The organism is Catellatospora vulcania, from assembly GCF_009720385.1.
Classification (GTDB): domain Bacteria; phylum Actinomycetota; class Actinomycetes; order Mycobacteriales; family Micromonosporaceae; genus Catellatospora; species Catellatospora vulcania.
Map to the genome: position 1 here is coordinate 253,976 of NZ_ML769302.1, position 23,255 is coordinate 277,230.

At 71.9% G+C, this 23,255-nt stretch carries 22 protein-coding genes and 1 riboswitch; of the genes, 9 read left to right on the forward strand and 13 right to left on the reverse strand.

All coding sequences use genetic code 11. The annotated features are described in order from the left end of the window. Nucleotide 1 precedes the first annotated feature (1 nt). On the reverse strand, nt 2-850 hold the full coding sequence (locus F6W97_RS05435; RefSeq protein ID WP_407924544.1) for a menaquinone biosynthetic enzyme MqnA/MqnD family protein: 849 nt from the start codon (nt 848-850) through the stop codon (nt 2-4). A 76-nt stretch (nt 851-926) separates the two neighbouring features. Further along, nucleotides 927-1,496 (reverse strand): ArsR/SmtB family transcription factor, encoded by a 570-nt coding sequence (locus F6W97_RS05440; RefSeq protein WP_230686438.1) that lies wholly within the window; start codon nt 1,494-1,496, stop codon nt 927-929. A gap of 134 nt (nt 1,497-1,630) precedes the next feature. Between F6W97_RS05440 and F6W97_RS05445 the strand changes: the two genes are divergently transcribed. Together F6W97_RS05445 and F6W97_RS05450 are read left to right on the forward strand one after the other, a co-directional pair. Then, nucleotides 1,631-3,733, forward strand: coding sequence for a HelD family protein (locus F6W97_RS05445; protein ID WP_155369030.1), 2,103 nt, complete (start codon nt 1,631-1,633; stop codon nt 3,731-3,733). 106 nt (nt 3,734-3,839) lie between these two features. Then, nucleotides 3,840-5,159 (forward strand): aminotransferase class V-fold PLP-dependent enzyme, encoded by a 1,320-nt coding sequence (locus F6W97_RS05450; RefSeq protein ID WP_155369031.1) that lies wholly within the window; start codon nt 3,840-3,842, stop codon nt 5,157-5,159. Here the strand turns inward: F6W97_RS05450 and F6W97_RS05455 are convergent. From F6W97_RS05455 to mqnE, 6 genes are all read right to left on the reverse strand, one after another. Further along, complete coding sequence (locus F6W97_RS05455; RefSeq protein ID WP_155369032.1) at nt 5,152-5,919, reverse strand: ABC transporter ATP-binding protein; 768 nt, start codon at nt 5,917-5,919, stop codon at nt 5,152-5,154. The two genes, F6W97_RS05450 and F6W97_RS05455, sit on opposite strands and share 8 nt — an antisense overlap. Next, nucleotides 5,919-6,947 (reverse strand): FecCD family ABC transporter permease, encoded by a 1,029-nt coding sequence (locus F6W97_RS05460; RefSeq protein ID WP_155369033.1) that lies wholly within the window; start codon nt 6,945-6,947, stop codon nt 5,919-5,921. The genes F6W97_RS05455 and F6W97_RS05460 overlap by 1 nt, the downstream gene beginning before the upstream one ends. 8 nt (nt 6,948-6,955) lie before the next feature. After that, entirely contained in the window at nt 6,956-7,873 is a 918-nt protein-coding gene (locus F6W97_RS05465; RefSeq protein ID WP_155369544.1) for an ABC transporter substrate-binding protein, read from the reverse strand. Nucleotides 7,874-8,002: 129 nt separating this feature from the next. Then, nucleotides 8,003-8,061, reverse strand: a riboswitch (cobalamin riboswitch). A gap of 84 nt (nt 8,062-8,145) precedes the next feature. After that, the gene (locus tag F6W97_RS05470; protein WP_155369034.1) at nt 8,146-8,448 is read right to left on the reverse strand and encodes a DUF4229 domain-containing protein; all 303 of its coding nucleotides are present in this window, start codon (nt 8,446-8,448) and stop codon (nt 8,146-8,148) included. A 59-nt stretch (nt 8,449-8,507) separates the two neighbouring features. Beyond that, complete coding sequence (locus tag F6W97_RS05475; protein ID WP_155369035.1) at nt 8,508-8,942, reverse strand: hypothetical protein; 435 nt, start codon at nt 8,940-8,942, stop codon at nt 8,508-8,510. 3 nt (nt 8,943-8,945) lie between these two features. Then, nucleotides 8,946-10,115: an aminofutalosine synthase MqnE gene (gene mqnE, locus F6W97_RS05480; RefSeq protein ID WP_155369036.1), complete on the reverse strand. Its 1,170-nt coding sequence runs from the start codon at nt 10,113-10,115 to the stop codon at nt 8,946-8,948. 150 nt (nt 10,116-10,265) lie between these two features. On the opposite strand from mqnE, the gene F6W97_RS05485 reads away from it, so the two are divergent. Both F6W97_RS05485 and F6W97_RS05490 read left to right on the forward strand, forming a co-directional pair. Further along, complete coding sequence (locus F6W97_RS05485; protein ID WP_155369037.1) at nt 10,266-11,669, forward strand: C40 family peptidase; 1,404 nt, start codon at nt 10,266-10,268, stop codon at nt 11,667-11,669. Nucleotides 11,670-12,012: 343 nt separating this feature from the next. Beyond that, nucleotides 12,013-13,791, forward strand: coding sequence for a DEAD/DEAH box helicase (locus F6W97_RS05490; RefSeq protein WP_155369545.1), 1,779 nt, complete (start codon nt 12,013-12,015; stop codon nt 13,789-13,791). Between the two features lie 214 nt (nt 13,792-14,005). Here the strand turns inward: F6W97_RS05490 and cds1 are convergent, their stop codons facing one another. Beyond that, the gene (cds1, locus tag F6W97_RS05495) at nt 14,006-15,097 is read right to left on the reverse strand and encodes an L-cysteine desulfhydrase Cds1 (RefSeq protein ID WP_155369038.1); all 1,092 of its coding nucleotides are present in this window, start codon (nt 15,095-15,097) and stop codon (nt 14,006-14,008) included. Nucleotides 15,098-15,128: 31 nt separating this feature from the next. Beyond that, entirely contained in the window at nt 15,129-15,578 is a 450-nt protein-coding gene (locus F6W97_RS05500; RefSeq protein ID WP_155369039.1) for an Lrp/AsnC family transcriptional regulator, read from the reverse strand. A 223-nt stretch (nt 15,579-15,801) separates the two neighbouring features. Between F6W97_RS05500 and F6W97_RS41360 the strand changes: the two genes are divergently transcribed. Together F6W97_RS41360 and F6W97_RS05510 are read left to right on the forward strand one after the other, a co-directional pair. Then, the gene (locus F6W97_RS41360) at nt 15,802-16,071 is read left to right on the forward strand and encodes a BldC family transcriptional regulator (RefSeq protein WP_155369040.1); all 270 of its coding nucleotides are present in this window, start codon (nt 15,802-15,804) and stop codon (nt 16,069-16,071) included. 203 nt (nt 16,072-16,274) lie between these two features. Further along, nucleotides 16,275-17,591, forward strand: a complete 1,317-nt coding sequence (locus tag F6W97_RS05510; protein ID WP_155369041.1) for a VirB8 family type IV secretion system protein — start codon at nt 16,275-16,277, stop codon at nt 17,589-17,591. A gap of 113 nt (nt 17,592-17,704) precedes the next feature. On the opposite strand, the gene F6W97_RS05515 is transcribed toward F6W97_RS05510, so the two are convergent. Beyond that, nucleotides 17,705-18,166, reverse strand: a complete 462-nt coding sequence (locus F6W97_RS05515; RefSeq protein ID WP_155369042.1) for an SRPBCC family protein — start codon at nt 18,164-18,166, stop codon at nt 17,705-17,707. Nucleotides 18,167-18,224: 58 nt separating this feature from the next. Between F6W97_RS05515 and F6W97_RS05520 the strand changes: the two genes are divergently transcribed. Next, nucleotides 18,225-18,866 (forward strand): UbiX family flavin prenyltransferase, encoded by a 642-nt coding sequence (locus F6W97_RS05520; RefSeq protein WP_155369043.1) that lies wholly within the window; start codon nt 18,225-18,227, stop codon nt 18,864-18,866. 141 nt (nt 18,867-19,007) lie between these two features. Here F6W97_RS05520 and mqnP read toward each other — a convergent pair whose 3' ends face one another. Together mqnP and F6W97_RS05530 are read right to left on the reverse strand one after the other, a co-directional pair. Continuing rightward, nucleotides 19,008-19,934: a menaquinone biosynthesis prenyltransferase MqnP gene (mqnP, locus tag F6W97_RS05525; RefSeq protein ID WP_155369044.1), complete on the reverse strand. Its 927-nt coding sequence runs from the start codon at nt 19,932-19,934 to the stop codon at nt 19,008-19,010. Next, complete coding sequence (locus F6W97_RS05530) at nt 19,931-21,424, reverse strand: menaquinone biosynthesis decarboxylase (protein WP_155369045.1); 1,494 nt, start codon at nt 21,422-21,424, stop codon at nt 19,931-19,933. Before F6W97_RS05530 ends, mqnP begins: the two co-directional genes overlap by 4 nt. A 102-nt stretch (nt 21,425-21,526) precedes the next feature. Between F6W97_RS05530 and F6W97_RS05535 the strand changes: the two genes are divergently transcribed. Then, nucleotides 21,527-22,372, forward strand: a complete 846-nt coding sequence (locus F6W97_RS05535) for a hypothetical protein (RefSeq protein WP_230686439.1) — start codon at nt 21,527-21,529, stop codon at nt 22,370-22,372. Nucleotides 22,373-22,552: 180 nt separating this feature from the next. Further along, complete coding sequence (locus F6W97_RS05540) at nt 22,553-23,197, forward strand: GNAT family N-acetyltransferase (RefSeq protein ID WP_155369046.1); 645 nt, start codon at nt 22,553-22,555, stop codon at nt 23,195-23,197. Nucleotides 23,198-23,255: the final 58 nt, after the last annotated feature.

The following is a 23,255-nucleotide window of genomic DNA, read 5'->3' on the forward strand; positions in this document are numbered from 1 at the left end:
GCTACAGCTCCATGAACTCCGGGCCGCCCTCGGGCAGGGCCGGGGCCTGGCCCGCCAGCGCGGCCCGGCGGGCGAACTCGCGCAGGCCGTTGATCTGACGGCCGCCCAGCGAGAAGTCCAGCACGCGGAAGTACGAGGCGAGCGTGGCGGCGTCGAAGGGCTCCCAGCGGGCCGCCGATGCGGCGACCTCGTCCAGGTTGTCCACGCACAGGTCGCGCGAGCGCAGGAACGCCTGGTGCACGTCCTTGACCAGGCCGGGGTGCGCGGCGGCGAAGTCGCGCCGGACCGCCCACACCGCGAACACCATCGGCAGCCCGGTCCACTCGCGCCAGGCCTGGCCCAGGTCGGTGACGGCCAGCCCGCGCTTGGGCGCCTCGAACAGCGCACGCAGCGCGGTGTCGCCGATGAGCACCGCCGCGTCGGCCTCCAGCAGCATCTGCGTCAGGTCGGGCGGGCAGGTGAAGTAGTCGGGGCTCGCGCCGTAGCGCTCCAGCAGCAGCATCTGCGCGAGCAGCACGCTGGTGCGCGACGTGCTGCCCAGGGCGACCCGGGTGCCGTCCAGCTCCTGCAGCGGCTTGGTGGAGACCACGTTGACCGACAGCACCGGGCCGTCCGAGCCGACCGCGAGGTCGGGCAGCAGCAGCAGTTCGTCCGCGTGGCGCAGGTATTCCACCAGCGAGATCGGGCCGATGTCCAGGTCGCCGGCGACGAGCGCCTCGCTGAGCCGATCCGGGGTGTCCTTGTGCAGGTCCACGTCGATCAGGGCGCCCGAACGCATCAGTCCCCAGTAGATCGGGAGACAGTTCAGGAACTGGATGTGCCCTACCCGGGGACGCTGCACCGCGTTCATGATCAGGGAGCCTACCCGCCGCGGGCGACCATTCGGGCGGTGCCCGCGGAAGGTGTGACCTGTGCGGCGTGCCCGCTCAGTCGACCGGCACCGCACGTATCTGGCAGGTGACCCGCCGTGCGTCGGAGGGCACGTCCTGGCGCTGGCTCACCTTGTACGGCTCCAGCAGCTCGGCCATCTTGTCGGTGAGCGCGGTCAGCTCGTCGGCGGTGATGACGATGCCGAACTCGCTCATCAGCGCGGCGTCGACCCACTGTGTCGTCTCGTCGTGCGAGCGCGACAGCCAGCGGCGCACCCGCTCGTCGCCCTGGGCCAGGAACACCCCGGCCACGGCGTTCTCGGCCGCGCGGGCCTCGGAGCCCCCGTCCGGGCCGATCTCCAGCGACCAGCCGCGGGTGCGGGCGCGCCACACCCGTTCCCGGCCGTCGCCCCGGCTCGGCGCGTCCTCGATCAGCCCCGCCTTGGCCAGCGCCCGCAGGTGGTAGCTGGTCGCGCTGGGGGACAGGCCGACCATCTCCGCACACTCGGTGGCCGTAGCGTCCTCACCGGTGGCGGAGAGATGATCCATGATCGCAATACGGGCCGGATGCGCCAGCGCCCGCATCACCGACGGGTCGGTGATCTTCAGCAGTCCCTCGGAGCTCACCGGTAAAGAAAATCACGTGACTGCCCGTCGATGACAGCTAGCATGGTCGGTCGATTGTGAAGGGCACTGCCGACAGCGCTTATCCTTCGAGCGCAGCGCCGGGCGGCCGATCTTTCTCACCCGAGAGGACGGCCATGACCGCCGAAGCACCGACCACCCCTGTGACTTCCGTGACACCGGCGCCCGCCGACGAGCTCGCCGCCGAGCGCGCCCACCTCACCGCCTCCCGGGCCGCGCTGAAGGCCATGCGCGAGCGCGCCGAGCAGCTGTTCACCGTCGGCGACCAGGTCGCCGGGGACGCGTACACCGCCGAGCAGCTCGGCCGGCAGATGGCCCAGCGCATCAAGGAGCTGTCCGACGACCCCGCAGTGCCGCTGTTCTTCGGCAAGCTGACCATGGCCGCCGCCGGCGGGGAGTCGTCGGCAGTCCCCGGTCCCGGCGGACCGCCGGGACGAGCCGCCGGCGGAGCCGAGCGCTGGCACATCGGCCGCCGGCACGTCTCCGACGCGGTCGGCGAGCCGCTGGTGCTCGACTGGCGCGCCCCCATGTCGCGCCGGTTCTACCAGGCCAGCGCCCGCGAGCCGCAGGAAGTGGCGGTGCGCCGCCGGTTCGGCTGGTCGCCCGCCGCACCAGGCGGAGCCACCGTGCTGACCAGCTTCGAGGACGAGCACCTCGACCACGGCCAGGAGCTGGGCACCGGCAGTGCCATCCTCACCGCCGAGATCGAGCGGCCCCGCGTCGGACCGATGCGCGACATCGTCGCGACCATCCAGCCCGAGCAGGACGAGCTGGTCCGCGCCGAGCTGGAGGACACCATCTGCGTACAGGGCGCGCCCGGCACCGGCAAGACCGCGGTCGGCCTGCACCGCGCCGCGTACCTGGTCTACCTGCACCGGGAGCGGCTCCGCCGGTCCGGCGTGATGATCATCGGCCCGAACCGCGCCTTCCTGCACTACATCTCGGCCGTGCTGCCCGCCCTCGGCGAGCTGGAGGTCACCCAGGCCACCGTCGCCGAACTGCTCGACCACCTGCCGGTACGCGCCGAGGACGGCGTCGCGGCCGCCACCCTCAAGCACGACGCGCGCATGGCCGAGGTGCTGCACCGCGCCCTGTGGGCCAGGATCGCCCGCCCCACCGGCCCGATCACCGTGTCCGACGGTTCCTACCGCTGGCGCGTCGACGAGGGGGTCCTGCGCCGGGTCGTCGACGAGGTGCGCCGCGAGCAGCCGCCATACGCCCTGGGCCGGGAGCGGGTGCGCGCCCGGGTGGTGGGGCTGCTGCAGCGCCAGTCCGAGGCACGCCGCGGCGACTCCCCGGCGGACTCCTGGCTGCGCAAGATGGGCAAGGTCAAGCCGGTGGCCGACCTGCTGGACCACTGCTGGCCCGCGACAACCCCGCAGCAGCTGCTGGCCGACCTCTACACCGACGCCGAGGCGCTGAGCCGGGCCGCCGACGGGCTGCTCACGCCCGAGGAGCAGGAGCTGCTGCACTGGGCCAAGCCGCCGCGCAGCCTGCGCAGCGCGCCGTGGACCGCGGCCGACGCGGTGCTGGCCGACGAGGTCGCCGGCCTGCTCGACCGGCAGGCGGGCTTCGGCCACATCGTCGTCGACGAGGCGCAGGACCTGTCCCCGATGCAGGCACGGGCGCTGGCCCGGCGCAGCGGCCACGGCTCGCTGACCATCCTCGGCGACCTCGCTCAGGGCACCACGCCGTGGGCCGCCCGCGACTGGCGCGACATGCTCGGCCACCTGGGCCGCCCCGAAGGCCGCATCGTGCCGCTGAGCACCGGCTTCCGGGTGCCGGAAGCGGTCGTGGCACTGGCCAACCGCCTGCTGCCCGCCCTCGACGTGGCCGTGCCGCCGGCCCGCTCGCTGCGGCGGGACGGCTCCCTGGAGGTCACCGAGTCCGCCGACGTGGTCGCCGCGGCCCGCACGGCGCTCACCCGCGAGGGCTCCGTCGGCGTCATCGCGGCCGACGCGGCCGTGCCCGCGGTGCTCGAAGCCCTGCTCGCGGCCGGACTCCAACCGTCCGACCTGGACGGCGACGGCCGCCTTGTCGTGGTGCCCGCCACCATGGTCAAGGGTCTGGAGTACGACCACGTGATCGTGCTCGAACCCGCCGCGATCGTCGCCGCCGAACCCCGCGGCCTCAACCGCCTCTACGTCTCCCTCACCCGTGCCGTGACCAGCCTCATCGTCCTGCACACCGAACCCCTCCCGGAACCACTGCGCGCCTGAGGACAGGCAACATATGGACGTTGCCGGGCCGGTGGCAGGCTCCGGACGTCAGGACCCGGCCCCGCGACCGATAGCGGACTGAGGGCGGGCGTGATCCGATATGGCGATGGGTGAGCTTTCTGTCAGCCGTCGGGGGCTGCTGGGCGGATTGACCGCCACCGCCGCGCTGGGCGCACTGTCCGCATGCGACGCCGACCCCGTCATCGAGAATCCGCCGCCGGTGTACGCCCCGCTCGACCCGACCAGCTGGGACAGCGTGCGCCACCAGTTCCTGCTGGACACGGGCCGGGCGCAGTTCGCGGCGTTCGTGTTCGCCAGCCCGCCGGCCGCCGTGCGGAAGGCGATCGCGGAGCACCGCGAGGGCCTGGACCGGGACACGGTCGGCTACCTGCACTCGCGGGAGGAGAACGCGCGGCAGCGGCTGCACCTGGCGGCGGGCAAGTACCTCGGCGGGTCCGTCGACCACGTGTACTTCACCGATTCGACCACCATGGGGCTCGGCCTGCTCTACGGCGGTATCGCGCTGCGGCCCGGCGACGAGGTGCTGACCACCGAGCACGACTTCTACTCCACGCACGAGTCGCTGCGCCTGCGCGCCGCCCGCGAGGGCGTGACGGTCCGCAGGGTACGGCTGTTCACCGACCCCGCCACGGCGAGCGCCGACCAGATCGTGCAGGCCCTCACCAAGTCGCTCACCCCGGCGACCCGGGTGGTCGCGGTGACCTGGGTGCACTCCAGCACCGGGTTACGGATGCCGATCCGGGCCATCGCCGACGCGCTCGCCGTGCACAACCGGGATCTGCCTCCGGACCGGCGGGCGCTGCTGTGCGTCGACGGAGTGCACGGGTTCGGCGCGGTCGACGCCGGGCCGGTCGAGATGGGCTGCGACTTCCTCGTCTCGGGATGCCACAAGTGGTTGTTCGGGCCGCGTGGCACCGGTCTGATCTGGGGACGTCCGGAGGCGTGGGCCCGCTTCCGTCCCGCCATCCCCACCTTCGAGCAGGCCGGCTTCGCGAACTGGCTGGGACTCGATCCCACGCTGCCCGCGGCGTCGGCGTCGCCCGGCGGCTATCACAACTTCGAGCACCTGTGGGCGTTGGAGCAGGCGTTCGACTTCCACGCCGCGCTGACCCGCCGCCGTGTCGCCGAGCGCACCACCGCCCTGGCGACGCGGCTCAAGGAGGGCCTCGCCGGGATCGACGGCGTCAAACTGATCACCCCGAAGTCGGCCGACCTGTCCGCGGGACTGGTCTGCTGCGAGCTGGAGTCGATGAGCCCCACAGCGGCCGTCTCGGTGCTGCTGACCAAGGACATCGTCACCAGCACGACCCCGTACAACCCGTCCTACCTGCGGTTCGGGACGAGCATCGTGACCGATGAGGCCGACGTGGACAAGGCGATCGCGGCGGTGCGCGAGATCAGCTGAGCCGCACCGGGACCACGATCGGGCCGAACTCGCCCGCGATCACCCGTACCCGCGCGCGGTAGTGCAGCGCGAGCAGCTCCTCGGTCAGCACCTGGGCCGGCGGGCCGTCGGCGGCGATCCGGCCCTCGGCCAGCAGCACCAGGCGGTCGGCGTACTCGCCGGCCACGGACAGGTCGTGCATGGTGGCCAGCACGGTCAGCGCCCGTTCGTGGCGCAGCCGGTCGACCAGCTCCAGCACCTCCTGCTGGTGGCCGATGTCCAGGGCCGAGGTGGGCTCGTCGAGCAGCAGCAGGGGCGCGCCCTGGGCCAGCGCGCGGGCCAGGAACACCCGCTGGCGCTCGCCGCCGGAGAGCGTCTCCAGTTCGCGGCCGATGAACCGGCGCAGTTCGAGGGAGTCGAGCACCTGCTCCACGATGGACAGATCCTGCGCCGACTCGCGGCCCAGCGGGGCGATGTAGGGGGTGCGGCCGAGCAGCACGTAGTCCAGCACACGCATGCCGGGCGGCACCACGGGCTGCTGGGCGACGGTGGCCACGAGCTGGGCCCGGCGGCGGCGCGGCAGCGCGCTGGTCGGCGTACCGTCAATGATGATCTTCCCGTGGTGCGTGACCGCGCCACCCACCGCCCGCAGCAGGGTCGACTTGCCCGCGCCGTTGGGGCCGATCACGGTGACCCACTCGCCGGAGGCCACGGCCAGGTCCACGCCATGCAGGATCTCGGCGTCGCCCAGGGTCACCCGGACGCCCTCCACCGCCAGCATCAGACGCTCACCCGCCTGGTCGAGCGCAGCACCAGGATGAAGAACGGCGCGCCGAAGAACGCGGTGACCACGCCGATCGGCAGCTCGCCCGGGGCGATCAGGGTGCGCGCGGCCAGATCCGCCAGGGCCAGGAACGCCGCGCCGAACAGCAGCGACAGCGGCAGGATCGACCGGTACGAGCCACCGGCCAGCAGCCGCACCACGTGCGGCACGATGATGCCGACGAAGCCGATCAGCCCGGACACGGCGACCGCGGCGGCGGTGCCCAGCGAGGCCGCGGCCAGCAGGATCATCCGGGAGCGCTGCGGGTGCAGGCCCAGGCTCGCCGCCTCGGTGTCGCCGACGCTGAGCACGTCCAGCTCCCGGCGCAGGGCCAGCACCACGATCGTGGTGACCAGCGCGTACGGCAGCAGCAGGGTCACCTCGTGCCAGCCGTTGGTGGCCAGCCGCCCGAGCAGCCAGGAGTACACCTCGCGGATGGTGTCCACGTTGCGCTGCAGCAGGTAGGTCTGGATCGCGGCGAGGAAGCTCGACACGGCCACCCCGGCCAGGATCAGCGTCGCCGACGAGCGGTCCCGCCCCCCGGCCACCCCGAGCAGGTAGGTGACCACGACCGCGATCCCGGCCCCGGCGAACGCGGCCAGCGGCAGCACCGCCCCGGCCCGGAACGCGATCGCCATGGTCGCGCCGAGACCGGCGCCCGCCGCGACGCCCAGCAGGTACGGGTCGGCCAGCGGGTTGCGGAAGACGCCCTGGTAGCAGCCGCCGGCCAGGGACAGCATCGCGCCGACCAGCAGCCCGAGCACCACCCGGGGCAGCCGCAGCTCGGTGATGATGGCTGTCTCGCGCTCGTTCAGCCCCGACGGCAGGTCCACGCCGGGGATCAGGTTGAGCAGCTCCGCCGCGACCGAGCCGGGCGGCAGCGTCACCGGGCCGAGAGCGACCCCGGCGACGAGCGCGACCAGCACGGCTCCGACCCCGGCGGCGAGCCACCCGAGACTGAGCCGTGCCGGTCGCAGTGTCGTCATCGCCGTGGTCAGGCCGGGACCTTGTTGACCGCGTCGACGATCGCGCGGACCAGGTCGACGACGCGCGGGCCCCAGCGCGAGGCGATGTCGTCGTCCAGCGCCACGACCTGGCCCTTGCTGACGGCGGTCAGGCCGGCCCAGCCGGCGCGCGCCTTCACGGTGTCCAGGTTCTGCTTGCAGCACTTGGTGTCGGCCAGGAAGATCAGGTCAGGGTTCGACTTGATCAGCGATTCGGCGCTGAGCTGCGGGTATCCGCTGCCCTTGGTGTCGGCGGCGTCGGCCACGTTCTTCAGGCCGGCCAGCTCGAACAGCGAGCCGATGAAGGTCTTCGAGGTCACCGAGTACAGCGTCGGGTCCAGCTCGTAGTAGTAGGACAGCGGGGTCGCGCGCTTCGGCAGGTCCTTGACCAGCTTGGCGATGTCGTCCTTCATCTGCCCGGTGAGCGCGGTGGCCTCGGCGCTGTGCCCGGTCAGCGTGCCCAGGTCGGCGATCTGCTGGTAGGTGGCGTCCAGAGTGGCCGCGGCCGGGGCCACGTAAACCGGGATCTTCAGGGTGGTCAGCTGGGCCACCACGTTGTTGGCGTCGGTGTCGAGCACGACCAGGTCGGGGCTCTTGGCCGCGACGGCCTCGGCGTTGGGCTGGAAGCCGGACAGCTCGGTCTTCGGGGCGTTCGCCGGGAAGTTCGAGTTGTCGTCGACGGCGCTCACCTGGCCGCCGGCGCCGATGGCGAACAGCATCTCGGTCAGCGTCGGCGACAACGAGACGATCTTCACCGGCTGCGCGGGCAGGGTCACCTTGCCGACGGTCACCGGGTACGCCGCGGCGGCGCTGGGCTGGGCAGGGGTCGCCGGGTCGTTCGTCGCGCAGGCCGCGAGCGCGGCCACCAGGCCGGCGGCGGCGAGCGCGCCGACGGCGCGGCGGGACAGGAAACGGGTACGCACTGATCCTCCTATCGGTCGAGGCAGGTCCTTCGCCGACAGGGCCCGATCAGGTGGGGCAGCCCGGTCCGCGAGACGCCCTTCCTCGAGAGCGTGGTTCGCGACTGCCGCAGGCGACCTGGCTCGCCCACCGAGGTGGGATCACAGTTGCGGGACAGCGCCGGGTTCGCACCGGCTTCGCTGCGGGACAGTCAGGCGACACGCTAATACACACCCGGGCCGATGCTCGCGACCCGGAGTGGAGGATGTGCGCAGGCTCATCACGCCTGGGTCTTGTGGACCTCTTCGACGTCGACGGGCACGTCTTCGGTGGGCTCGGTCTCGCCGGCCAGGGCGGCGCGCAGCCGGTCCTTCTCCGCCTTGCGGCGGTCCACGGCGCTCTCGACCTGGGCGGTCACGTCGTCACGGAGGTTGCGCAGCAGGAACCAGCTGGCCGCGGCCGAGGCCAGAATGGCGATCATCAGCTTGAGCAGCAGGCTCAGGTTCGGGACGAACCACAGGGCGGCGAAGAAGGCCAGGAAGAGGACCAGCCTGGCGAGCGTGTACTTGACAGCAGGACTCACCGCTCCAGGGTAGCCGCCGAACCTGCCCGCCCTCGGTCAGCCCCGCTCGGGGCCGCGGGTCAGCCCCGGTCCGCGGCCGCCAGGCCGAGGTGCCAGAGCACGGCGTACGCCACCGTGGTGACCAGCGCGCCCAGCCCGCCGGACACCAGCGGCGGGAACCCCGACGCCGCGCCGACGGCGAGCACGCCCAGCACCACCGCGAGCAGGGCGGCGGCCGGGGCCACCGCGAGCCGCCCGCGGTGGCCCGCCGCCGCCTTGAACTGCTCCACGAAGATGATCGCCGGGAAGATCACCGCGAGCCAGCCGGTGAGGTCGCCGAACTCGCCCATGCCCAGCAGCGCGAACAGGCCGTCGAAGGCGACCATGCCGAGCACGCTGATGACGAACCCGGCCAGCGCGTACGCCACCAGGTCGGTCAGCGAGACGATGCGCCCGGAGGCGTCACGCCGCGGGCCCTTGCGCTGCTCCTCGGCCGGGGACTGCGGGTCGGCCACCCGTCAGGCCCAGACCTGCTGCGGCTCGCTGCGCCGCTCGGCCATGCTGACCGGCGCGCCGTACTCCTTGACGACCTGGTAGCGGGTGTCCCGCTCGACCGGGGTGAACCCGGCGTCCCAGATCAGGTGGAGCAGATCGTCGCGGTGCATGGTGTTCGGGGTGCCGTACGAGTCCGCGTCGTGCGTGATCTTGTACTCGACCACCGAGCCGTCGAGGTCGTCCACGCCGAAGTTCAGCGACAGCTGCGCCAGCGACAGGCCGTGCATGACCCAGAAGCACTTGATGTGGTCGAAGTTGTCCAGCATCAGCCGGGACACCGCGAACGTCTTCAGCGACTCGGCCGGCGAGGCCATCGTGGTCTGCGCCTGGATCCGGTTGCGGATCTTGCCGTCCGCGCTGTCGTGGAAGTCGTGCTGGTAGCGCAGCGGGATGAAGACGGTGAAGCCGCCGGTCTCGTCCTGCAGCTCGCGCAGGCGCAGCACGTGGTCGACGCGGTGCCGCGGCTCCTCGATGTGGCCGTACAGCATCGTCGAGGGGGTGCGCAGGCCCTTGCTGTGCGCCAGCCGGTGGATGCGCGACCAGTCCTCCCAGTGGCAGGCGTGGTCGACGATGTGCTGGCGGACCTCCCAGTCGAAGATCTCGGCCCCGCCGCCGGTCAGCGACTCCAGGCCGGCTTCCATCAGCTCGTCGAGGATCGCGTCGGCGGTCAGGCCGGAGATCTTCTCGAACCACTGCACCTCGGTCGCGGTGAACGCCTTCAGCTTGACGTTCGGCAGCGCCTGCTTCAGTTCCTTGAGCACGCGCGGGTAGTAGCGCCACGGCAGCGTCGGGTGCAGACCGTTGACGATGTGCAGCTCGGTGAGCTGCTCGTCCTTCATCTCCAGCGCCTTGGCGACGGCCTGCTCCACCCGCATGGTGTATGCGTCCTTCTCGCCCGGCTTGCGCTGGAACGAGCAGTATGCACAGCTGGCCGAGCAGACGTTCGTCAGGTTCAGGTGCCGGTTGACGTTGAACATCACCCGGTCGCCGTTCTTCTCCGTCCGGACGTGGTGCGCGAGCCGCCCCAGCCAGGCCAGATCGTCACTCGCGTAGAGAGCCTCGCCGTCTTCGCGGCTGAGCCGCTCTCCGGCATAGACCTTCTGCTCCAGCTCCCGCTTCAAACCCACGTCCATGGCAGTGAGCCTACGACGTGCCGTCCCGCGTGCCTGTTGCGGCCCTTGACAGCGACTGTTCAGCTTGACGCCACCGGGACAGAAGGGTCGACACGGAACCTGATTTCCGGTAGGAACTCTGTGGGAACAAAGGGGAGGACGGGGCCACTGATGTCCAAGCGTCGAAGCGGGCAGGCTCGACGGCAGGGCCAGATCGCAGTCGGATCGGCCGTGCTCAGCGCGCTCATCGCCGGTGGCATCGCCGTGCCCGCCGCCGCTGATCCGCCGGTCGGTTCGAAGATCACTGCGATTCCGGATGCCGGCCTGCGCCCCCAGCCTGACGGTTTGCCGTCCCTTCCGTTCGGCTCGCTCAGCCTGCCGCGCACCACGCCGCTGACGGCCCAGGCCGCGCTGCTGGCGCAGTACAGCGCCGCCGAGCTGGAGCTGTCCGTGCTCGGCGCGCGCCGCAGCGAGCTCTACCAGGCCTACGCCAACGCGACCGTGGCCAAGGCGATGGCCGACTACGCCTGGCGCGCCACCGCCGACACCCTGCGCACCGCGAAGGAGGCCGCCGAGGCCGCCGCGGTCGCGGAGTACCAGGCCGCCGTCAAGGCGCCGCCGCGGCTCGGCGACTCGCTCGGGGAGCTGGGCCAGCTCATCCCGCGCACCGAGTCGACACCGGAGACCGAGGCCGTGCTCAACGACCTCGCCACCGCGCAGCACGAGGAGCGCCAGGCCTACACGGTGCTCACCGCGGCCATCACCGCCGAGCAGCAGGCGTCCACGGCGTATTCGACCGTGGAGAAGGAGTTCAAGCGCAAGGAGACCGCGTTCCTGGAGCTGAAGCGGCGGCTCGCCGAGCTTCAGTCCGAAGCGGACCGGCTGCGCGAGCTCCAGGAGCAGAACCTCGGTTCGGGCTACAGCCCCGGCAAGAGCAACGCGGGCCTGGTCGCGGCCGCCAAGGCGCAGAAGGCCGTGCTGTTCGCGCTCAGCCAGCGCGGCAAGCCCTACCGCTGGGGCGACGAGGGGCCGAACACCTACGACTGCTCCGGCCTGATGCTGGCGTCCTACAACTCCGCCGGGGTCCGCCTCAACCGCGTCGCCAAGGACCAGTACTACGGCACCCGCGCCAAGACCGTCAGCAAGTACGCGCTGCTCCCCGGTGACCTGGTGTTCTTCGCGACCGACCCGAGCGACTGGCGCACCATCCACCACGTCGGCATGTACCTCGGCGACGGCAAGATGGTCCACGCCCCCCGCACGGGCGACGTGGTGCGGATCGCGCCGGTGAGCCTGAGCAGCATCGACTTCGCCACCCGGGTGGTGGACGCGCTGCCGGCCCCGAACCAGCCCGGCCCGACGCAGACCGCCGGCCCGTCGCCCACGAAGACCACCTCGCCGCGCCCGTCGGCCAGCACGTCGCCGTCGAGCAGCAGTTCGCCGAGCGCCCCGCCGGCCAGCACGTCGCCGTCTCCTGAGCCGGCCGACTCGCCGTCGCCCGTCGCACCCGCGAGCACCAGCCCGAAAACGAGCCCGTCGCCGGAGCCGAGCCCCAGCCCGGCGCCCGCGGCGTGACGCAGGTCACCCCGCCACGACAGGCCCGCGGGGTGACGCCCACTACACCGCCGTGTTAATCGCGCGGCGGTGGCGGCAAAGCCCGGTACACTGAACGGGATTGTTCTGGGCGCGCTCGGCGCGCCCTTGAGCGTTCCTGCGGGTGACTTGCAGCGGCACGAGGCCGCGCGGCGCGGGGATGCGCCACCCGAGAGGTTTCGCTTTGACTCAGCACGACCCTGCCCTGTTCCCGTCCGTCTTCGAGATCAACATTGATGTCGAGGGCAAGGCCGCGGCCGCGAAGGCCGCCGCCGAGAAGGACGCCGCAGCGGCGACCGTCACCACCACCGACGTCCCGGATGTCGTGACCGTCACGGAGGCCGCGGACACCGCCGCCGCCGTCGAGGACACCACCGAGCACGTCCCCAGCTTCGCCGAGCTCGGCGTGCCGCGCGCCCTGGTGCGCGAGCTGACCCGGGCCGGCATCACCCAGCCCTTCGAGATCCAGGCCGCCACCCTGCCGGACGCGCTGGCCGGACGCGACGTGCTCGGCCGCGGCCAGACCGGCTCCGGCAAGACCCTCGCTTTCGGACTGCCGCTGCTGGCGCGCATCGCCGAGGGCAAGCCGGCCCGTCCGCACCACCCCAAGGCCCTGATCCTGGTGCCCACCCGTGAACTGGCCATGCAGGTCGCGGACGCGCTGCGCCCGCTGGCCAAGGCGATGGACCTCTACACCGGCACCGCGGTCGGCGGCGTGCCGTACGACCGGCAGATCCTCGGCCTGCAGCGCGGTCTCGACCTGATGATCGCCACCCCGGGCCGCCTCGGCGACCTGATCCAGCGCGGTGCCTGCGCGCTGGACGACATCGAGGTCACTGTCCTGGACGAGGCCGACCAGATGGCCGACATGGGCTTCCTGCCCGACGTCACCGAGCTGATGGCCAAGACCCCGGCCGGCGGGCAGCGCCTGCTGTTCTCCGCCACCCTCGACGGTGACGTGGACACGCTGGTCAAGCGGTTCCTGAACAACCCGGTGACGCACTCGACCAACCCGGCCGAGGCCTCTGTGTCCACCATGGACCACATGATGCTGCTGATCCCGCCGCAGGAGAAGTTCAAGGTCACCGCGGCGATCGCGAACCGTCCGGGTCGGACGATCATGTTCGCGCGCACCCAGATGGGCGTGGACCGCCTGGTCGACCAGCTGCGCGAGGTCGGTGTGCGGGCCGGCGGCCTGCACGGCGGCAAGACCCAGAGTGTCCGTACGCGGACCCTGGCGCAGTTCAAGGAGGGCCGGATGAGCGTCCTCGTCGCCACCGACGTCGCCGCCCGCGGCATCCACGTCGACGGCGTCTCGCTCGTCGTGCACATCGACCCGCCGAAGGACCCGAAAGACTACCTGCACCGCGCGGGTCGCACCGCGCGTGCCGGCGAGTCCGGCGCGGTGGCCACCCTGGTGCTGCCCAAGCAGCGCCGCTCCACCATCTCGATGATGGAGAAGGCCGGCGTGGCCAAGCCCGCCGAGCACCGGCTGCGCGTGGACGACCCGAAGCTGGTCGAGCTGACCGGCGCCGTGGAGCCGTCGGGCCAGCCCGTGGTCGAGGAGCCGGAGCCGCGCTTCCAGCGCGGCGGCCAGCGTCGCGACGGCGGTGGCCGTGGCTACGGCGACCGCGGCCCGCGCCAGTACGGCGACCGCCCGTTCCGCGGCGACCGTCCCCAGGGCGACCGGCCGCTCCGCGAGCGCACGTTCGGCGACCGCCCGCAGGGTGACCGGCCGTTCCGCGAGCGCAGCACCTTCGGTGACCGCCCGCAGGGCGACCGGCCGGTCCGCAGCGAGCGCACCTACGGTGACCGTCCGCAGGGCGACCGTCCGGTCCGCACGTACGGCGACCGTCCGCAGGGTGACCGCCCGGTCCGCACGTACGGCGACCGTCCGCAGGGTGACCGCCCGGTCCGCACGTACGGTGACCGGCCCCAGGGTGACCGCCCGTTCCGCGGTGACCGCCCGCAGGGTGACCGTCCGGTCCGCAGCGAGCGGACCTTCGGTGACCGGCCCCAGGGCGACCGGCCGTTCCGCGAGCGCTCGTTCAGCGACCGCCCGCAGGGCGACCGCTCCTACGGCGACCGCCGCAACGCCGGCTGACCTGCCGAACCTGGAAGGGCCCCGGTCCACCGCCTCGTGGCGGACCGGGGCCCTTCTCCATGTCCAGTCGCCGACCGGGCTGCCGGCGGGGCGCGGTTGCGGCGGCGCATGGCGGCCATGATCGCCGTTTGGTGTCAACATGTCAGGTCCGACCGCAGATCATGACCTGAAACAGCGATCTTCGCGGGCGACCTTCGGCCGCGGCCGACCCGGGTCAGTCCTGCCAGGCGCCGGTGGCGAGGAAGTGGCGGACGGTGGTCAGCGGGGCGGCCAGGTCGAGGGACTGTGCGGCCAGCCAGGTGTCGTCGTAGTAGGTGTGGGCGTACCGCTCGCCGCCGTCGCACAGCAGCGTGATCACCGAACCCGTCTCGCCCCGCGACAGCATCCCGGCGATCAGGCCGAACGCGCCCCACAGGTTGGTGCCGGTGGAGCCGCCAACCTTGCGGCCCAGCACCTCGGAGGCGACCCGCATCGCGGCGAGCGAGCCAGCGTCGGGCACCCGCACCATGCGGTCCACGATGTGGGGCTGGAACGAGGCTTCCACCCGCTGCCGGCCGATGCCCTCGATCCGGGAGCCCCTGGCGGTCGTCACCGTCGGATCGCCCGACTCGTAGGACGGGTAGAAGGCGGAGTTCTCCGGGTCGACCACCAGGATCTTCGTGCAGTGGCGCTGGTAGCGGACGTACCGGCCGATGGTGGCCGAGGTGCCGCCGGTGCCCGCGCCGATCACGACCCAGGACGGCACCGGGTGCCGCTCCAGCTCCATCTGCTGGAAGATCGACTCGGCGATGTTGTTGTTGCCGCGCCAGTCGGTCGCCCGCTCGGCGTAGGTGAACTGGTCCATGAAATGGCCGCGGCGGTCCTCGGCCAGCCACTTCGCCTCCACGACGACCTGCGCCGGATCGTTGACCAGGTGGCACTCGCCGCCCTGGAACTCGATCAGCTCGATCTTCTCCTTGCTGGTGGAGGCCGGCATCACCGCGATGAACGGCAGCCCCAGCATGCGCGCGAAGTACGCCTCGGAGACCGCGGTGGAGCCCGACGACGCCTCCACCACCGTCGTGCCGGCCCGGATCCAGCCGTTGCACAGCGCGTAGAGGAACAGCGAGCGGGCCAGCCGGTGCTTGAGCGAGCCGGTGGGGTGCACCGACTCGTCCTTGAGGTAGAGGTCGATGCCCCAGGACAGCGGCAGCGGGAACGGCAGCAGGTGGGTGTCGGCGCTGCGGTTGGCGTCCGCCGCGACCTTGCCGATCGCCTCCGTCACCCAGGCCCGGTCGTCGTCACAACACCTGTCCAGCTGCTCCATGCCCCGGACCGTAACATTTCGCGAATGAGTTTCAGCTGAGCAGCGGCCTCGGGCGGCCCTCGAAGGTGGTGGACAGCGCGATCGCGGTGCGGGTGCGTGCCACCCCGCGGGTGCGCGAGAGCTGCACGATGAGCTGCTCCAGCTCCGCGATGGTGCCGACCCTGGCCTTGACCAGGTATGACTCCTCGCCGGCCATGAAGTAGCAGGACTCGATCTGGTCGAGTCCCTGCAGTGCCGCGGAGACGTCCTCCATGTCGACGGCCGGGTCGGCGACGATGCCGATCAGCGCGGTCACGCCGAGGTCGATGGAGCTGGGCTCCACGTCCGCGTGGTAGCCGCGGATCACGCCCGAGGCCTCCAGCTTGCCGACCCGGTCGTGCACCGCCGGCGCGGAGAGGCCGACCTGGCGCGCGAGCTCCGCGTACGAGAGGCGGGCGTTGTTGCGCAGCAGGTCAAGCAGGTTGCGGTCGATCGCGTCCACACAGAGCACCTTAGAGGCAGTTTCTTCCAGAGTGGGCACGGAGGGGCGCATCTTCGGGCAATATACGAATGAGGTTCGCAACATATGGATGCGAACCCCCCAAAAGGTGCATACGACCATTTTAGGGACATCAGCTAGTGATGGTGCTCTAATTGGGCGTACGTGCCAGCGGAGGCGGCACCGGGTGCGCCCGAACCAACTCCGTCGACGCAAGGAGGTGGGCGTGGACACAGGAGATCGCCTGTTGACACCTGGCGAGGTGGCCGCGCTGTTCCGGGTCGACCCAAAGACGGTGACCAGGTGGGCAGCGGCCGGACGCATCGGCAGCATTCGCACGCCGGGCGGCCACCGCCGGTTCCGCGAGTCGGAGGTGCGGGCACTGCTGGAGGGCGAGGGCGAGTTCGACGAGGACAACCCTCCGGGCAGCCCGGCACCGCAACCCGGCGCCGGCGCCACACCGCGGGCGGCGGGCAGCCGGCCGGGCGGATACTGACCGCCACGGTCCAACCAGGATCTCTACCGAGTGGTACGACACGGCGGTCCATATGGTCGTACCCTCATCAGCGGCGCTGACCCGGCGCCAGGAACACGGCATGTCCCGGCGCTCGCCTCCCGTCAGGGAAGGGACTCACCACGTTCCTTGAACGGGCCACCGAACCGTGTGGCCCGTGCCGGACCCGAGGATCGAGTCGCCGCATGCCAACCAACCGGCGCGCCGCCCAGCTGCTGGCCGCGACGTGCTCGGCGCTGACCGAGACCATCGGGCGGCACATGCCCGCCGGCCCCTACCGGGACTTCACCGCGTGGGCTTACTCGGCGGACAATCCCCGGCGGCACGAATACCTGCAGAGCACCGGTGTGATCCAGCTCGTCACCATGAACACCCGGATGCTCAGCGGCCTGGTCGAGGAGGACGACTGGCCCGTCCTACTGGAGCACGCCGGGCGCATGAACGCGTACCAGGTGTTCGAGGTGGTCTCCGACGACCTGGCCATCGGCCTGGGACACCCCGTGCTCGACGCCGCCCAGGGCCGCCGCCTCGACCTGATCGGCGCGCTCAACCGGGCCATGCTCCAGGCGCTGGCCCCCGGCCGGAACACTCCCGCCATGCTGCTGCTGTCCGGGCCCGCCCGCGACGCCGCCCGGCACGCCTCCGGCTTCGAGCAGAGCCTGGTCAAGAGCAAACGCGCCGGCATGGCCGAGGACTACGCCCGCCACGTCGGCGCCGACGCGCCCCTGCTGCAGGACGTCGAGTACGGCCTGTGGGCCGCGCTCGTCGCCAACGTCGAGAGCTGCCGCGACCTCGTCGACGGCATCGACGGCGCACCCACCGCCTCCCTGGTCCGCCAGGGCCTCGCCGACCGGTACCGGGCCGTCGAGCGCACCCTGCGCGCCGAACACCTGTCCAGGCTCGACCTGGCCTCGCTCGGCGGCCAGAGCATCCTGGTGGTGCCGACGCTGGCCTACTTCGTCTGCGTGCTGAACGACGTGGTGGCCCCGGTGCCCGCACACCGGGCTGTGCTCGCCGACGGCACCCTCAGCGACCTGCTGTCCGACGCCGCGCTACTGGTGCGCCTGCAGAACGACCTGGGCACCCGCCTGCTGCGCATGCCCGCGGTGCAGCAGCACGCGCTGATCAACCGCATCCTGCGGGCCTGCGACGCCGACGGCCACGACACCGCCGCAGCCGCCCTCGACGTGCTCGCCGTCGACCCCGACACCGCCTTCACCCGGCTCCAGAAGGACATCGTCAACGGCGAGGCCAACGTCGCGCTCTGGCACGCCCGCCGGGCCGGTGACGCCACCGCGGCCCTCACCGCCCTGGCCGACAGCCTCAGCTACCACGCAGGCCTCTACGCCCTGCACAGCGCCCGCCTCGCCGCCGGCCTGGCCGCCCTCGACGCCCGCCTCGACGACCGCCGCGCCACCACCCTGATCGACCGCTTCGTCCGCTTCCACGAGCGCATGTACTCCCACACCCACACCGACCCCCTGGGCGAGTACGCCATCTGACCCACCCCGACCGCGGGACGATCTTGCGTGAACTGTGGGGACGACACACGCGAACCGGTCGTAAGGGCGACCGCTCGCGCAAGATCGTCGCGATCATGTGGCCGAGGTGGGGGTCAGGCTGGGGTGGCGGCTTCGATGATGGCGGGGACGCGGCGGAAGTAGCGGCGGGCCAGGAGGGACAGCAGGGGGCTGAGGAGGGGGCCGAACCAGGCCCAGGGGCGGGCGGCGACGATCTCGGCGACCAGGCCGAAGCGGGTGCGCCCGGGGGCGAGTTCGGACCACTCGTAGTGGGCTGTGTAGGGCAGCGGTCCGCTGCGGACCGTGATCGTCTGGCGGCGCGGCGGCTCCTGCGCGGTGACCTCGATCCGGGTCCGGTGCCGCACCCGCAGCAGGGTCGCGTCCAGCTCGTACAGCGTGCCGACGCCGCCGTCGCCGCTGATCCGGCGCGACGAGTGGAGGCCGCCCCACCACTGCGGATCGTGCCTCAGGTCGGACAGGTACGCGAAGACCTGCGCGACGGGCCGGTTCACCACGATCTCGACCGCGACCCGGAAACTGGCTGGCTGGGCTGGCATGCGCTGAGGCTAGGCAGCCGTGTCCAGCCGGTCAACCAGCCCGGCTAGTGTCATCGGTGTGTCTGCCGACGTAACACCGCGCACGCCCTGGGTGCTGGGGGTGTCGGGGGCTTCCGGCACCCCGTACGCCGCCGCCGTGCTGCGGGGGCTGTGCGCGGCGGGCGAGGCGGTCGACCTGGTGGTGTCCCGGGCGGCCCGGCTGACCATCCTCGACGAGACCGGGCACCCGTTCCGGGACGCGCACTGGCGCGAGGACCTCGCCACCTGGCTCGACAACCCGCTCGACGACGCAGACCTGCGCTACTGGCCCGCCGGCGACCTCGCGGCGGGACCGAGCAGCGGCTCGTACCGGGCCAAGGGCATGATCGTCGTCCCGGCCTCGACCGCGGCGTGCGCCGGCATCGCGCTGGGCCTGTCCAAGGACCTGCTGCAGCGGGCGGCCGAGGTGAACCTCAAGGAGCGCCGCCCGGTCGTGATCGTGCCGCGCGAGACGCCGGTGACCCGCAGCCACCTGCTGCACCTGGTCGAGCTGATCGACTCCGGCGCGGTGGTCCTGCCGGCCAGCCCCGGCTTCTACGGCACCGGCGCGAACGCCCAGGCCCAGCAGCTCATCGACTTCGTCGCCGGAAAGGTCCTCGACGCCGCCGCCGTCCCCCACACCCTCCTCACCCGCTGGACCGGCCACCTCGGCCACCGCTGACCCGCGCCCCGCCCACCCGGCCGCCCGCCCACCCGGCCGCCCGGCCGCCCGGCCGCCCGGCCGCAACTCTTAAAGAGTCGCGGCCTCCGGACTGCCCGGAAGGCGCGACTCTTTAAGAGTTGCGCAGGTGGGGGTGGCGGGTCAGACCAGGAGGGCGAGGACGGCGAAGACGAACAGGGCGATCCCGACGAAGCCGTTGGCGGTGAAGAAGGCGCGGTTGACCTTGGACAGGTCGGTGGGGGTCACGATGACGTGCTGGTATCCGAAGGCCGCCGCGGTCAGTGCCAGGCCGATCCACCACGGCCAGCCCAGGCCGACCCACACGCCGAACGCCACGAACAGCACGAACGTCACCACGTGGGTCAGCGTCGAGATCAGCAGCGCGTTGCGCACGCCGTACCGGGCGGGCACGCTGCGAACGCCGATCTGCCGGTCGACCTCGGCGTCCTGGCAGGCATAGATCAGGTCGAAGCCGCCGATCCACAGCCCCACCGCGAGACCGAGCAGCCAGGCCGGGCCGGATCCGGCGAAGGCGCCGGTGACCGCGAGCCAGGCACCGATCGGTCCGACGGCCTGCGCCAGCGCCAGGATCGCGTGCGGCCAGTCGGTGAAGCGCTTGCCGTACGGGTACAGCACCAGGGGCACCACGGCCAGCGGCGCCAGCAGCGCGCACAGCGGGTTGAGCGCGAGCGCCGCGCCCATGAACACGACCAGGGCCGCCGCCGCGCCGAGCCAGGCAGTGCGCACGCTCACCGCTCCGGTGACCAGCTCACGCTGGGCGGTACGCGGGTTGCGCGCGTCGATGTGCCGGTCGATGATCCGATTCGCGGCCATGGCGAAGGTGCGCGCCCCGACCATCGCGATCGTGATCAGCAGCAGGGTCAGCCAGTCCACCCGGCCGAGCGTCCGGTCCATGGCGACCAGCGCCGACAGGTACGCGAACGGCAGCGCGAACACGGAGTGCTCGATCGCGACCAGCTTGAGGAACGCCTTGACCCGGCCCGGCTCCTTGAGCGCGGGGCCACCGGACGCGGTGACGCCGACGGAGTCCTGCGAAGCGGTGCTCACTTGCCCCAACCCTTCCGCGACGGGCTCTCCGGGAACCCGTACTCCTTCCACCGCTTGTCGACCTTCGCGACGATCTCGGGGGCCATCCGCATCTCCTCCGGCCAGCCGCGTGTGTAGCCCTCGGTGGGCAGCTTGCGGGTGGCGTCGACGCCGGCCTTGCCGCCCCAGAACTGCTGGTACGACGCGTGGTCGAGGTGGTCGACGGGCCCCTGGGTCAGCACCAGGTCGTGCGCGTAGTCGACGTTGCCGAAGGCGCGGAACGCGACCTCGGTCAGGTCGCGCGGGTCGCAGTCGTCGTCCACCACCACGATCAGCTTGACGAGGCTGAGCAGGTGCGCGCCCCAGACCGCGCTCATCACCTTCTGCGCGTGCTTGGGGTACCGCTTGTTGATCGCGACGATCAGGCAGTTGTGGAAAACCCCCGCCTCGGGCATGTGGTAGTCCACGATGTCCGGCACCAGGATCTTGATCAGCGGCAGGAAGATGCGCTCGGTGGCGCGGCCGATCGGCCCGTCCTCCTGTGGCGGCTTGCTCGTGATGATCGAGTGGTAGACCGGGTCGCGGCGCATCGTCATGCACTCGACGTGCAGCACGGGGAACGGCTCGACGGGGGTGTAGAAGCCGGTGTGGTCGCCGAACGGACCCTCGGGCAGCCGCTCGCCGGGCTCGACCCAGCCCTCCAGGATCACGTTGGCGCTCGCGGGCACCTGCAGCGGCACGGTCAGGCAGTCGACCAGCTCGACCCGCTCCCCGCGCAGGAACCCCGCGAACAGGTATTCGTCGATGTCACCGGGCAGCGGCGCGCTCGCCGCGTACGACACCACCGGGTCCGCGCCGAACGCGATCGCGACCGGCAGCCGCTCGCCGCGGCGCTCCGCGACGGCGTGGTGCGCGGTCGAGTCCTTGTGGATCTGCCAGTGCATGCCGACGGTGTTGTGCGAGTGCTGCTGCAGCCGGTAGAGGCCAAGGTTGCGCTTTCCGGTTTCCGGGTGCTTGGTATGGGTCAACCCGTAGTTGTGGTAGATGCCGCCGTCGCCGGGCCACATCACGAGGCCGGGCAGCATGTTGAGGTCGACCTCGTCGCCCTTGAGCACGACCTCCTGGCAAGGCGCGCTCTTGACCTTCTTCGGCGGCAGCGACTTCAGCTGCATGATCTTGCCGAGGCCGTCCATCATCCCGCTGAAGCCCTGCGGCAGCTCGGGCTTGGCCAGGTCGGCGATCCGGGCCCCGATCTCGTCGAAGTCCTGCACACCCAGCGCCATCGCCATCCGGCGGTCGCTGCCGAAGATGTTGATCGCGAGCGGCATCATGCCGCGGGTCGGCTTCTCGAACAGCAGCGCCGGGCCCTTGGCCCGCACGGTACGGGTGACGATCTCGCTGATCTCCAGCGTCGGATCGACGGGGGTGGTGACCCGGTGCAACTCCCCGGCCCGCTCCAGCGCGCCGAGGAAGCCCTGCAGGTCGTCGAACGGGAAACGCGGTGCCGCCATGCTGGCATCCTCGCATCTGCCCCGTCACTCCGCCGGGGAGGGGCGACGCGCTGCGGCGTACGCCATCGTCACCCCCGCCCGGCCCGGCCGGTTGACCCGGATGTGAACCCCCGCCTCACCCACGTCGCGAAGGTGGCGCTGCTCGCGGCGACGCTGCTGGCGCTGGCCGCCGGATGCGCCCCCGCAACCACCGCCGGCGCGATGCCCGACTGCCCCGCCGACCGGCCCGCCTCCACCAGCGCGCCCACCGGGCCGCCCAGCCTGTCCACGCCGGGCGTCTGCCGCTCGCACGCCACCGTGGTGCAGCCCGTCGCCCATGCGGTGCCCAGCCCCGGCTACCACCACCTCGGCGCGACGACGCGGGGCCGCTGGTCCGGCGTGCTGGGCCGAATCGAGGTCGGCGACACCGGGGTGCGGCCGGGCACGTACGACTTCGTCGCGGCCCGGTTCATGGCCAAGGCGGGCCGGGGCGCCGAGCAGGCCTGGCTCGAGGTCGGCTGGACCGAGACCGGCTGGTCCGGCGACGCCCGCCAGCGCGTCTACACCTACGACACGGCAACCCGCGCCTGGGCCTTCTACGACCAGTACGCGGTGGCTCCCGGCGACCGGCTGTGGCTGCACCTGCAGACCGAGTCCGCCGGCGACCAGCCGTCCTGGCAGGCCTGGCTGTGGTGGGGCGACCGGTGGAACCTGCTCACCAGCCGCCCGCTGCCGCTGTCCGGCCAGGCCGAGATCGAGCAGTACGTCGAGGTGCACGCCGACCCCGCCGACCCGGGCACGGTCACCATCCCCCGGCTCGCGATCGACAACGTCCAGCTCAAGTCGTCCCCGGATGCCGGGCTGCGCCCCTGGAACGCCGACGTCCCCACCAGCCCCGGTGCCGACTTCGCCACCTACTGCCTCGACTGGCGCCTCCCGTACACCTCCTGGACCACCACCACCTGCTAGCCCCTCCCGGGGCGAAGGAAGGGCACCTTCTTGACGGTCGGCGTCGTAGAGGGTGCCCCTCCTCCATCTCAGCGCCCTGACCAGGCAGGGTGACGAGTCGCAGGGCGGATGCCGGTGAACCGGCGGGAGCCGATGAAATCGCAGGCCGCCAGGCGGCCGGCTCCGCTAGCCTTCGGCCTCGTGCGAATCCTGACCTTTCCCGAACGGCAGACCCCCGACGCGCTGCGGGCGCAGGTGGTGGCTCTGCAGGCGCAGGCCTGGCCGCCCACGGCCGACGGCGCTGCCGACGGCGCTGCCGACGCTGACGACATCAGCGGCAGCGGCACCGACGGCGAGGACGGCGAGCAGCGCACAGGCAGCGGCGACTGGCACGATCCGGCACTCGACCCGGTGACGATGCTGCTGGTCGACGACGGCGGAACGCTGCTCGCGAGTCTCGACGTGCTGTCCAAGGAGATCCGGCACGACGGCCGGGGCTACCGCGCCCGGGGGCTCAGCAGGGTGGTCACCGGTACGGCACACCGCGGGCGGGGGCATGGCCGGCAGCTGGTCTCGCATGCGCGCGAAGCGATCCGTCTCAGCGGCGCGGACCTGGGCATCTTCACCTGCGACCGGGCGCTGCAGGGTTTCTACGAGAGCGCCGGCTGGCAGCTGGTGACGGGCGCGGTGCTGGTGGGCGGCACCGCCGACGATCCCTTTCCCAGCGACCTGTTCGACAAGGTCACCATGGCGGGCTTCTTCTCGCCGGCCGCCCGCCGGCACGCGGACTCCTTCACCGACGCCCGCATCGCGCTGCACCCCGGCCTCATCGACCGCCTCTGGTGAACGCAACCTGCCCCTACTCGGCGGATCGTCCCGTCGACCAGGCTTGATCGCTGTTTCG